Annotated in this window: 9 protein-coding genes; 7 read left to right on the top strand and 2 right to left on the bottom strand. The window is 61.6% G+C overall.

Going from position 1 to position 12249, the window contains the following annotated elements; all coding sequences use genetic code 11:
• Positions 1-38 precede the first annotated feature (38 nt).
• On the bottom strand, positions 39-623 hold the full coding sequence (locus NIBR502773_RS22455) for an ACP phosphodiesterase (protein WP_141156966.1): 585 nt from the start codon (positions 621-623) through the stop codon (positions 39-41).
• 154 nt (positions 624-777) lie between these two features.
• Between NIBR502773_RS22455 and NIBR502773_RS22450 the strand changes: the two genes are divergently transcribed.
• From NIBR502773_RS22450 to NIBR502773_RS22440, 3 genes are read left to right on the top strand one after another with little or no spacing between them, the layout of a single operon-like run.
• On the top strand, positions 778-1104 hold the full coding sequence (locus NIBR502773_RS22450) for a helix-turn-helix transcriptional regulator (RefSeq protein ID WP_027604388.1): 327 nt from the start codon (positions 778-780) through the stop codon (positions 1102-1104).
• A 13-nt stretch (positions 1105-1117) separates the two neighbouring features.
• Positions 1118-2284: an MFS transporter gene (locus NIBR502773_RS22445; protein WP_141156965.1), complete on the top strand. Its 1167-nt coding sequence runs from the start codon at positions 1118-1120 to the stop codon at positions 2282-2284.
• Positions 2285-2312: 28 nt separating this feature from the next.
• Complete coding sequence (locus NIBR502773_RS22440) at positions 2313-3368, top strand: alkene reductase (RefSeq protein ID WP_027604390.1); 1056 nt, start codon at positions 2313-2315, stop codon at positions 3366-3368.
• A 306-nt stretch (positions 3369-3674) separates the two neighbouring features.
• On the opposite strand, the gene NIBR502773_RS22435 is transcribed toward NIBR502773_RS22440, so the two are convergent.
• On the bottom strand, positions 3675-4307 hold the full coding sequence (locus NIBR502773_RS22435; RefSeq protein ID WP_027604391.1) for a TetR family transcriptional regulator: 633 nt from the start codon (positions 4305-4307) through the stop codon (positions 3675-3677).
• Positions 4308-4592: 285 nt separating this feature from the next.
• Between NIBR502773_RS22435 and NIBR502773_RS22430 the strand changes: the two genes are divergently transcribed.
• The 4 genes from NIBR502773_RS22430 (at position 4593) to NIBR502773_RS22415 (ending at position 12246) form a co-directional block, all read left to right on the top strand.
• Entirely contained in the window at positions 4593-5741 is a 1149-nt protein-coding gene (locus NIBR502773_RS22430; RefSeq protein ID WP_141156964.1) for an efflux RND transporter periplasmic adaptor subunit, read from the top strand.
• 3 nt (positions 5742-5744) lie between these two features.
• On the top strand, positions 5745-8906 hold the full coding sequence (locus NIBR502773_RS22425; RefSeq protein WP_092487781.1) for an efflux RND transporter permease subunit: 3162 nt from the start codon (positions 5745-5747) through the stop codon (positions 8904-8906).
• Entirely contained in the window at positions 8903-10360 is a 1458-nt protein-coding gene (gene adeC, locus NIBR502773_RS22420; RefSeq protein ID WP_027604394.1) for an AdeC/AdeK/OprM family multidrug efflux complex outer membrane factor, read from the top strand. The genes NIBR502773_RS22425 and adeC overlap by 4 nt, the downstream gene beginning before the upstream one ends.
• A 188-nt stretch (positions 10361-10548) precedes the next feature.
• On the top strand, positions 10549-12246 hold the full coding sequence (locus NIBR502773_RS22415) for a molecular chaperone HscC (RefSeq protein ID WP_027604396.1): 1698 nt from the start codon (positions 10549-10551) through the stop codon (positions 12244-12246).
• Positions 12247-12249 lie beyond the last annotated feature (3 nt).

The following is a 12249-nucleotide window of genomic DNA, read 5'->3' as shown; positions in this document are numbered from 1 at the left end:
CTGGAAGTCTGCTATCGGGGGCAAGCCCCCTCCCACATTTAGCTTTGTGTTGTCAGGTGGTTATGCGCGAAGGCTTGCAGTTCGGGGTAGAAGATCCGGAAGTCTTCACTCAACGGCTCATACAACTCACGCAATTCCTGCATCGCAAACCTTAATTCCTGGGGTTGTGTGAGCCGTCTCGAAATCCCGCGCAACACCTGCTCCATCACCGCAAACTCGCGGTACGACCCCAACCAGTCATCCGCGGCCATATACGGCGCTATCTGCGCCAGCCGCCCCGGCAACTGCGGTTCGGCCGCCAGCACGCGGTACACCTGCGAGGTGAAGTGCTCCAGGGGCTGGTCGGCGTACAGCGCCCAATCCCGCGCCAGGCAGTGATCGAAGAACACATCAAGGACAATCCCGGCATAGCGCCGCCGGGTCAGGCTGAAGCGCGACAACGCCTCGCCCACCAACGGGTGGCTGTCGGTGAAGCGGTCGATCGAGCGATGCAACTGGATCGCCGCTTCGATTGGCGGGCTGAACTGGCCCTGCAGGCGGCCTTTGACAAAGTCGCCGTAAAGGCTGCCCAGCAGTTGCGCAGGAAGTTGGCCGCCCAGGTGCAGATGTGCGAGATAATTCATGCCGCGCAGTCTAGCACTGGCGCCAACGTATCGTTATAACCCGATATACCGATTCAGCCTGAGCTCAGAGCAAAATCATATTGGTATATCGGGATATAACGATTTAAAGTTCGCCTCATCGCGATATAACGCTTTACGACACCGAGCACCTGCCATGTCCATCGACCTCGACGAAATAATAAAAGCCCTGGCGCACCCAGTACGACGAGACATCCTCACCTGGCTGAAAGACCCGAAAGTGCAGTTCCCCGAGCAAGTGCACAACCACGAATACGGCATCTGTGCCGGGCAGATCGACCAGCGCTGCGGCTTGTCCCAGTCGACCGTGTCGGCCCACCTGGCCACCTTGCAACGGGCGGGATTGATCAGCAGCCAGAAGGCCGGGCAGTGGCACTTTTTCAAGCGCAATGAGGAAGTGATCCAAGCCTTCCTCGCGGCGCTTACCACTGAACTCAGCGCTGAAATCAGCGCGACGTTGTAACAAGGAAACGATAATGCCCCTCTCGCTACTCATCCTGGCCCTGAGCGCCTTCGCCATCGGCACCACCGAGTTCGTGATCATGGGCCTGCTGCCCGATGTGGCGGCGGACCTCGGCGTGTCGATTCCCGGCGCCGGCTGGCTGGTCACCGGCTATGCCCTGGGCGTGGCCATCGGTGCGCCATTTATGGCACTGGCCACCGCCAGGTTGCCCCGCAAGGCGGCCCTGGTAGCGTTGATGGGCATCTTCATTATCGGCAACCTGCTCTGCGCCCTGGCCAGTGACTACAACGTGCTGATGGTTGCCCGTGTGATCACCGCGCTGTGCCACGGTGCGTTCTTCGGCATCGGTTCGGTGGTCGCCGCCAACCTGGTGCCGGCCAACAAGCGTGCTTCGGCCGTGGCCCTGATGTTCACCGGCTTGACCCTGGCCAACGTGCTTGGTGTACCACTGGGCACTGCGCTGGGCCAGGAAGCCGGCTGGCGCTCGACCTTCTGGGCAGTGACGGTGATTGGGGTGGTGGCGTTGATCGGCCTGGTCCGCTTCCTGCCGGCCAAGCGTGACGAAGAAAAACTCGACATGCGCGCCGAACTGGCCGTCCTCAAGGGTGCCGGCATCTGGTTGTCGCTGAGCATGACCGCCCTGTTCGCCGCGTCCATGTTCACCCTCTTCACCTATGTTGCGCCGCTGCTCGGCGATGTCACTGGCGTGTCGCCCAAAGGCGTGACCTGGACCCTGCTGCTGATCGGCCTGGGCCTCACCGTGGGCAATATCATCGGCGGCAAGCTGGCGGACAAACGCCTGGCAGCCACCCTGATCGGCGTGTTTATCAGTATGGCGGTGGTGTCCACCGCGCTGACCTGGACCAGCGTCGCCGTGATCCCGACCGAGATCACCCTGTTCCTCTGGGCCACCGCTTCATTTGCCGCCGTACCTGCGTTGCAGATCAACGTGGTGACCTTCGGCAAGGCCGCGCCGAACCTGGTATCCACCCTGAACATCGGCGCCTTCAACATCGGCAATGCCCTCGGCGCCTGGGTGGGCGGCAGCGTGATTGCCCACGGTTTCGGCCTGAGCAGCGTGCCTCTGGCGGCAGCGGCCCTGGCGATCCTGGCGCTGCTGGTGACCCTGATTACTTTCCGTCAGGGCGGCGATGCCGACCTGGCCCCTGCGACCCACTGATCAACTTCAAAGAGAAGGGTGTTTTCCCATGACGACTATTTTCGATCCGATCAAACTGGGCGACCTGGAGCTGTCGAACCGCATCATCATGGCACCGCTGACCCGCTGCCGCGCCGATGCCGGCCGCGTACCCAACGCACTGATGGCCGAGTACTACGTGCAACGTGCTTCCGCCGGGCTGATCCTCAGCGAAGCCACCTCAGTGACACCGCTGGGCGTGGGCTACCCGGACACGCCGGGCATCTGGTCCAACGACCAGGTGCGCGGCTGGGCCAATATCACCAAGGCCGTACATGGCGCAGGGGGCAAGATCTTCCTGCAACTGTGGCACGTCGGCCGCATTTCCCACGCGTCCTACCTGAACGGCGAAACCCCGGTGGCGCCGAGCGCGATCCAGGCTAAAGGTCACGTCAGCCTGGTGCGCCCATTGGCCGACTACCCGACGCCGCGTGCCCTGGAAACCGCTGAAATCGCCGACATCGTCGACGCTTACCGCACCGGCGCCGAGAACGCCAAGGCCGCAGGCTTTGATGGCGTGGAGATCCACGGCGCCAACGGCTACCTGCTCGACCAGTTCCTGCAAAGCAGCACCAATAAGCGCACCGACAACTATGGTGGCTCCCTGGAAAACCGTGCACGCCTGCTGTTGGAAGTGACCGATGCGGCCATCGAGGTCTGGGGCCCTGGCCGTGTGGGTGTGCATTTGGCACCCCGCGCCGATGCCCACGACATGGGCGACGACAACCTGAAGGAGACCTTCACCTACGTCGCCAGCGAGCTGGGCAAGCGTGGTATCGCCTTCATCTGCTCCCGTGAAAAGGCAGGTGCGGACAGCCTCGGTCCTCAATTGAAAAAGGCCTTTGGCGGCGTGTACATCGCCAACGAACGTTTCACCAAGGACAGTGCCAATGCCTGGCTGGCCGAAGGCAAAGCGGACGCCGTGGCCTGGGGTGTGCCGTTCATTGCCAACCCGGACCTGCCAGCACGCCTGAAAGCCGATGCGCCGTTGAACGAAGCGCATCCGGAAACCTTCTACGGCCAGGGCCCGGTGGGCTACATCGATTACCCGACGCTGCCACTGTAATCACCCGACACGCGAAACCAAATGAGGGAGGGGGCTTGCTCCCGATGGCGGTGCGTCAGTCACTGTATGTGTTGACTGAACCACGGCCATCGGGGACAAGCCCCCTCCCACATTGTTGACACGATGTTGCCTTGGGAAACACTCCTTAACAGCCTTGCAACAAAATCCCTACAAAATACTTAGGCGGCTATGTATCAACCGCCCGCCAGCCCGTATATAAAGTCACCCCACCTATCAGGCAGAAGGACGATTGACGGTCCTTAGGCTTTACTGTTGACACAACCTGATGCAATTACGCATTTTGTCTCAATTGCGCAGGCTGGGGCTCAAGCGCAGCATATCGAGCCCTGCATCCACCCAGCGTTCGGCCTCCTGATGTAGCTGGAAGCTGTCGGGTACCAGCAGCCACTGGCCAATCAGCCCGTTGATGTAGGCATGGATGCACACTGCGCCACGGGTGGTGTCTAGGTTTTCCGGAAGTTGTCCGCGGTGGACCGCGTTGCGCAGTGTCAGGCCGATGCGCAGGTTGCATTCCAGGCTGTGGGTCTGGCGCTGACGGCGCATGTCGCACATTTCATCGGTGAATTCGCACTTATGAAACAAAATCTCATTGATGCGCCGGGTTTTCGGGTCCAGGGCCACCTGATGAAACAAATGAATCAGCAGCTTGCGCATGCACCCCAACGGATCGACTTCGTCCTCGCTTTCACTGGCCCTGGCCAATTCGTCCAGTGGCTCATGCAGCGTGTCCAGCAGGGCCTGCAACAGATCGGATTTATTACTGAAGTGCCAATAAATGGCGCCCCGCGTGACACCGGCCAGCGCAGCGATATCCGCCAGCGTCGTCCGTGCAACGCCGCGTTCATAAAAGGCTTGCTCGGCGGCTTCGAGAATTTGGCTGCGCGTTTCCTGAGCTTCCTCTTTAGTGCGACGAACCATGGCAGTACAACCTCAATCAGGACACATAAGACTATCGTTAACGCAGTGTTAATAGATGTTAACGATCATCCGAATATTTGTGGGACGACACCGTCATGGGCGCCGAACGTAATGGAATCGAGACTTTTGGCCTGCTTTGTCAACAATCCGCGAAGCCTGTCAAGAGTTTACAAACAACCATGAACGTAAGTATATTGCGTAGCAAGCTACTTATCCACTCACAGCTTGTTTTTTACCCTTCCACACTTCTTGTGCGCACCCTGCGCGCCTGACCCGAGGATCTTCATGCAACTTAAGCCAGCTGTTACCGCTCTGGTCACTGCCGTCGCCCTGGCATCGCTGCTCAGCGGATGTAAAAAGGAAGAAGCGGCTCCGCCCGCTCAAATCCCTCAGGTCGGCGTGGTCACCATTCAACCGCAAGCCTATACCCTGACGTCCGAGCTGCCCGGCCGCACCACCGCCTACCGCATCGCGGAAGTTCGCCCACAGGTCAACGGCATCATCCTCAAGCGCCTGTTCAAGGAAGGTGCGGATGTGAAGGAAGGCCAGCAGCTCTATCAGATCGATCCGTCGGTCTATGAAGCCACGCTGAAAAGCGCACAAGCCAGCCTGACCCAGACCAAGTCCATCTCCGACCGCTACAAGCAGTTGGTCGATGAGCAAGCCGTCAGCCGCCAGGAATACGACACCGCCGTGGCCAACCGCATGACTGCGGAAGCAAACGTGCAAACCGCCCAGATCAACGTGCGCTACACCAAAGTGTTCGCGCCGATCTCCGGGCGTATCGGTCGTTCTTCGGTGACCGAAGGCGCGCTGGTCAGCAATGGCCAGACCGATGCCATGGCGGTAATCCAGCAACTGGACCCGATCTATGTCGACGTCACGCAGTCTTCGGCTGAAATGCTGAAACTGCGCCGCGACCTGGAAAGCGGCCAACTGGAAAAAGCCGGCGCCAACGCCGCCAAGGTCAAGCTGACCCTGGAAGACGGCAGCGACTACGGCCATGACGGCAAACTGGAATTCTCCGAAGTCTCGGTCGACCAGACCACCGGCTCCGTGACCCTGCGCGCCGTGTTCCCCAACCCTGACCACACCCTGCTGCCGGGCATGTTCGTGCACGCCCAGCTGCAAGCCGGCGTGAACAGCAAGGCGATCCTCGCGCCACAGCAAGGCGTGACCCGCGACCTCAAGGGCATCCCGACAGCGCTGGTGGTCAACGCCGACAACAAGGTCGAGCAGCGTGTGCTGGTGGCCAACCGCACCGCCGGCGCTTATTGGCTGGTGGAGAAAGGCCTGAACGCCGGTGACCGCGTGATCACCGAAGGCCTGCAGTACGTCAAGCCGGGTGTGGAGGTCAAGGTCAAGGAGGCTGACAACGCCAAGCCCGCCGGTTCCGCCGCTGCTCCTGCTGCCGCGCCTGGCCAGGGGGAGTAATCCATGTCGAAATTTTTTATCGACCGTCCCATTTTCGCCTGGGTAATTGCCCTGGTGATCATGCTGGTCGGGGCACTGTCGATCCTGAAGTTGCCCATCAACCAATACCCGGCCATCGCGCCAACCGCCATCGACATCCAGGTGACCTACCCAGGCGCGTCCGCACAAACCGTGCAGGACACCGTGGTGCAGGTCATCGAGCAACAGCTCAACGGTATCGACAACCTGCGTTATGTGGCCTCGGACAGTAACTCCGACGGCAGCATGACCATCACCGCGACGTTCAACCAGGGTACCAACCCGGACATCGCCCAGGTTCAGGTACAGAACAAGCTGAACCTGGCGACCCCATTGCTGCCGCAGGAAGTGCAGCAACAGGGTATCCGCGTAACCAAGTCGGTAAAGAACTTCCTGATGGTGATCGGCCTGGTGTCGGAAGACGGCAGCATGACCAAGGATGACTTGTCCAACTACATCGTTTCCAACATCCAGGACCCGATTTCCCGGACCGCAGGTGTGGGTGACTTCCAGGTGTTCGGTTCGCAGTACGCCATGCGTATCTGGCTGGACCCGGCCAAGCTGAACAACTTCCAGCTCACGCCGGTGGATGTCAGCACGGCCATCTCGGCACAGAACGTCCAGGTGGCCACCGGTCAATTGGGCGGCCTGCCTGCCCTGCCCGGCAACCAGCTGAACGCCACCATCATCGGCAAGACCCGACTGCAGACGGCTGAGCAGTTCGGCAATATCCTCATGAAGGTCAATGCCGACGGCTCACAGGTTCGCCTGCGTGACGTGGCGCGTATCGAACTCGGCGGCCAGAACTACAGCATCAGCGCGCAGTTCAACGGCAACCCGGCTTCCGGTATGGCGATCAAGCTCGCGTCGGGCGCCAACGCCCTGGACACCGCCAAGGCCATCCGTGCCACCGTGGCGTCCCTGGAACCGTTCTTCCCGCCTGGCATGAAGGCGGTGGTGCCGTATGACACCACCCCGGTCGTGACCGAATCGATCTCCGGTGTGGTGCACACCCTGATCGAAGCGATCGTGCTGGTGTTCCTGGTGATGTTCCTGTTCCTGCAGAACTTCCGCGCCACCATCATCACCACCATGACCGTACCGGTGGTATTGCTGGGTACCTTCGGGATCCTCGCGGCGTTCGGTTTCACCATCAACACATTGACCATGTTCGGCATGATCCTCGCCATCGGCCTGCTGGTGGACGACGCCATCGTCGTGGTGGAAAACGTCGAGCGGGTAATGGCCGAGGAGCACCTGTCGCCGAAAGAGGCGACAGTCAAGTCCATGGGCCAGATCCAGGGCGCCCTGGTGGGTATTGCCCTGGTACTGTCGGCGGTACTGTTGCCGATGGCGTTCTTCGGCGGCTCCACCGGTGTGATCTACAAACAGTTCTCCATCACCATCGTTTCGGCCATGGCGTTGTCGGTACTGGTTGCCCTGATCTTCACCCCGGCCCTGTGCGCCACCATGCTCAAGCCGATCGACCCGGAAAAACACGGCCAACCCAAGCGTGGTTTCTTCGGCTGGTTCAACCGCACCTTCGACCGCGGCGTACTGAGCTACGAGCGCGGCGTGGGTAACATGATCAAGCACAAGATCCCGGCGTTCCTGGTGTACGCCCTGATCATCGCCGGCATGATCTGGCTGTTCATGCGCATCCCGGCTGCGTTCCTGCCCGATGAAGATCAGGGCGTGATCTTTGCCCAGGTGCAGACCCCGGTAGGCTCGTCGGCTGAACGCACGCAAAAAGTCATCGACGACATGCGCGCCTACCTGCTCAATGACAAGGAAGGCGAGCCGGGCGAAGGCAAAGGCGTGAAATCGGTGTTTACCGTGAACGGCTTCAACTTCGCCGGTCGTGGCCAGAGTTCGGGCCTGGCCTTCGTGATGCTCAAGCCGTGGGATGAGCGCGACTCGTCCACCTCGGTGTTCGAGATTGCCAAGCGTGCCCAGGGTTACTTCATGCAGACCTTCCAGGACGCCATGGTGTTTGCCATTGTGCCGCCGTCTGTACTGGAACTCGGTAACGCCACCGGTTTCGACGTGTTCCTGCAAGACCAGGGCGGTGTCGGCCATGAAAAGCTGATGGCTGCGCGTAACCAGTTCCTGGGCATGGCTGCCCAGAGCAAGATCCTGGCCGGTGTGCGCCCCAACGGCGTGAACGATGAGCCGCAATACGAGCTCACCGTCGACGACGAGAAGGCCAGTGCCCAGGGCATCACGCTGTCCAACATCAACCAGACCCTGGCGATTGCCTTGGGTGGCAGCTACGTCAACGACTTCATCGACCGTGGTCGGGTGAAGAAGGTTTACGTGCAAGGTGAAGCCGCCAGCCGGATGTCCCCGGAAGACCTGAACAAATGGTACGTGCGCAGCGACTCCGGGAAGATGGTGCCGTTGTCGGCCATCGCCTCGGGCAAGTGGATCTACGGCTCGCCGAAGCTCTCGCGTTATAACGGTGTAGCGGCGATGGAAATCCTCGGTACCCCGGCACCGGGCTACAGTACCGGTGACGCCATGGCCGAAGTCGAACGCATCGCCAAGGAGTTGCCGGCGGGCGTGGGCTACGCCTGGACGGGCCTGTCGTATGAAGAACGCCTGTCCGGCTCCCAGGCGCCGGCACTGTATGCGCTGTCGCTGCTGGTGGTGTTCCTGTGCCTCGCGGCGCTGTACGAAAGCTGGTCGATCCCGATCGCAGTGATCCTGGTGGTTCCATTGGGCGTGGTGGGTGCGTTGATCGCCACCAGCATGCGCGGCTTGTCCAACGACGTGTTCTTCCAGGTGGGCTTGCTGGTGACGGTGGGCCTGGCAGCGAAGAACGCCATCCTGATCGTGGAGTTCGCCAAGGAACTCCACGAGCAAGGCAAAGGCATCGTCGAGGCGGCCATCGAAGCCTCGCGGATGCGCCTGCGGCCGATCATCATGACCTCCATGGCGTTCGTCCTCGGCGTGTTGCCGCTGGCGATCTCCTCGGGCGCCGGCTCAGGCAGCCAGCACGCAATCGGTACCGGTGTAATTGGCGGTATGATCACGGCCACGGTGCTGGCGATCTTCTGGGTGCCACTGTTCTTCGCGAGCGTGTCCGCCATGGGCGAACGTAAAAAGACTGAACCTAAGCAAACTCCTCAAGAGGCTGGCCAATGAGCAAGTCGCTACTTTCCTTAGCCGTCACCGCATTCGTGCTCAGTGGCTGCTCGCTGATCCCTGACTACCAGCGCCCTGAAGCGCCGGTGGCAGCTCAGTTCCCACAGGGGCCGGCGTATTCGTCGGCCCAGGCGCCGGGCCAGGCCGCTGCAGAGCAGGGCTGGAAGCAGTTTTTCCATGACCCTGCCCTGCAACAGCTGATCCAGACCGCGCTGGTGAACAACCGTGACCTGCGTGTCGCGGCCCTGAACATCGACGCGTATGCGGCGCAGTACCAGATCCAGCGTGCCGACCTGTTCCCGGCCGTATCGGCCACGGGCAGCGGCAGCCGTTCGCGCACCCCGGCCAAGCTGTCGCAGACCGGCGAATCGACCATCACCAGCCAGTACTCGGCCGGCCTCGGGATCAGTTCTTATGAGCTGGACCTGTTCGGTCGTGTGCGCAGCCTGAGTGAAGAAGCGCTGCAAAAGTACTTCGCCACTGAAGAGGCACGGCGCAGCACCCAGATCAGCCTGGTGGCCAGCGTGGCGAATGCCTACCTGACCTGGCAGGCCGACAAGGAACTGCTCAAGCTGACCCAGGACACCCTCGGCGCTTACGAGCAGAGCTTCAAGCTGACCTCGCGCAGCAATGAAGTCGGCGTGGCTTCGGCCCTCGACCTCAGCCAGGCGCGCACCTCGGTGGAAAATGCCCGTGTGGCACTGGCACGCTACACCCGCCAGGTGGCCCAGGACGAAAACAACCTGACCCTGCTGCTGGGCACCGGCCTGCCGGCGAATATCGCCAGCAAGCCGCTGTCGGATGACCTGCTCAGCGACGTACCGGCCGGCTTGCCCTCGGACCTGCTGCAACGTCGTCCCGACATCGTGCAGGCCGAGTACAACCTCAAGGCCGCCAACGCCAACATCGGTGCGGCCCGTGCAGCGTTCTTCCCGAGCATCAGCCTGACCGCCAGCGCCGGTACCGCCAGCCCTACCCTGGGCGGCCTGTTCAAAGGCGGTTCGGGCACCTGGTCGTTCGCCCCGCAGATCAACATCCCGATCTTCAACGCCGGCAGCCTGCGCGCCAGCCTGGACTACTCGAAGATCCAGAAAGAGATCAACGTGGCGAACTACGAGAAGGCGATCCAGACCGGCTTCCAGGAAGTCTCCGACGGCCTCGCCGCGCGTGAGACCTACAAGCAGCAGCTGGAGGCCCAGCGTGGCTTCGTCGCGGCCAACCAGGATTACTACCGCCTGGCCGAGCGTCGCTACCGCATCGGTGTCGACAGCAACCTGACCTTCCTCGACGCCCAGCGCCAACTGTTCAGTGCCCAGCAATCGCTGATCACCGACCGCCTGGCGCAGCTGACCAGCGAGGTCAACCTGTACAAGGCCCTCGGCGGTGGCTGGAACGAGCAGACCGCGAAGAACGAGCCGTTGAAAGAAGAAGCACCGGCGTTGAAGTTGTTCTGATAGCGCCGTTGTAAACAAAACCGCTTGCCTTACTGGAAGCGGTTTTTTTATGCCCGGTCATCGGGGCCTTGCGATGGACGGAATGTTTTTGTGGCGAGCCACAAAGCGCTCCCGCCTTGCTTTGCGCTCAACCTTTCAGGGTAAAATCTGTCACAGATTCTTACAGACCACAGAGGGAGCTTGTCGTAATGATCGTAGGAATCGACCTGGGGACCACCAACAGTCTCGCAGCCGTCTGGCGCGGCGATGCCGCCGAAATGGTGCCCAATGCCCTGGGCCAGTTGCTGACCCCCAGCGTGGTCGGGCTGGATGACCAAGGCCGTGTCCTGGTAGGCCAGGCCGCCAAAGAGCGCCTGCACACCCATCCGCACCTGACCACCTCGCTGTTCAAGCGCTACATGGGCAGCGCCACCGAAGTGCGCCTGGGCGACCGCTCGTTCCGCCCCGAAGAACTCTCGGCGCTGGTACTCAAAAGCCTCAAGGAAGACATCGAGCGCACCTACGGCCAAACCGTTACCGACGCGGTGATCAGCGTGCCCGCCTATTTCAGTGACGGCCAACGCAAGGCCACGCGCATCGCCGGTGAACTGGCGGGGCTCAGCGTTGAGAAACTGATCAACGAACCGACCGCCGCGGCCTTGGCCTACGGCCTGCACCAGCGGGATAAAGAAACCTCGTTCCTGGTCTTCGACCTTGGCGGCGGCACCTTCGACGTGTCGATCATCGAGCTGTTCGACGGGGTGATGGAAGTGCGTGCCAGCGCCGGTGACAACTTCCTCGGTGGCGAAGACTTCGACACCCTATTGCTCGAACACTTTGTCGACAGCCAACGCAACGCCACGGGTTTCCCGCCCACCAGCACGGTGCTGCAAGCTCTGCGCCGCGAAGCCGAGCGCGTACGCAAAGCCCTGGGCCAGGACGACAGCGCCGAGTTCGCCCTGCGCGTCGACGGCCAGCAATGGACAAAAACCATCACCCAACAGGAACTGGCCAAGCTCTACACGCCGCTGCTGGAACGCCTGCGCGCGCCGATCGAACGCGCCCTGCGCGATGCGCGAATTCGGGTCGGCGACCTGGATGAAATCCTGCTGGTGGGCGGCACCACGCGCATGCCGCTGGTACGTAAGCTTGCCGCAGGCCTGTTTGGGCGCTTTCCGTCCATCAGCCTCGACCCCGACCAGGTGGTCGCCCATGGTGCGGCGATCCAGGCCGCCCTCAAGGCCCGTTCCGCGGCCCTCGAAGAAGTGGTGCTGACCGACGTCTGCCCCTACACCCTGGGCATCGAAACCTCCAACCAGTACGGCGGCCATATCGAAAGCGGCCATTACCTGCCGTTGATCGAACGCAACAGCAGCGTGCCGGTCAGTCGGGTCAAAAGCGTGGTCACCCTGCACGACGACCAGGCCCACGTACTGCTGAAGATCTACCAGGGCGAAAGCCGCCTGGTCAAAGACAACATCGAGCTGGGCCAACTGGATATTCCAGTGCCCAAGCGCAAGGCCGGTGAAGTCTCCCTGGACGTGCGTTTCACCTACGACAACAACGGCCTGCTGGAAGCCCAGGTGAATATCCCGCTGACCGGCGAGCAGCATTCGCTGGTGATCGAGAACAACCCCGGCGTGCTCAACCCGCAGGAGATCCAGCAACGCCTGCAAGCCCTGGCGCAGTTGAAGGTCCACCCCCGCGACCAGCAGGTCAACACCGTGCTCGTCGCCCGCCTCGAACGGCTCTACCAGGAAAACCTGGGCGAGCTGCGCGAACAGCTCGGCCATTGGGCGGCGCAGTTCCAGCAGGTACTCGACACCCAGGACGAACGCCGCATCCGCGAAGCGCGCAGCGAACTGAGCCGTCAACTTGAGCAACTCGACAACGGGTTCTGGCGCTGAGGG

The sequence above is a fragment of the Pseudomonas sp. NIBRBAC000502773 genome, from assembly GCF_006517195.1.
Classification (GTDB): Bacteria; Pseudomonadota; Gammaproteobacteria; order Pseudomonadales; family Pseudomonadaceae; genus Aquipseudomonas; species Aquipseudomonas marginalis.
The sequence above is the reverse complement of the archived record's forward strand: the minus strand, read 5'-3'. Positions and strand labels throughout refer to the sequence as shown.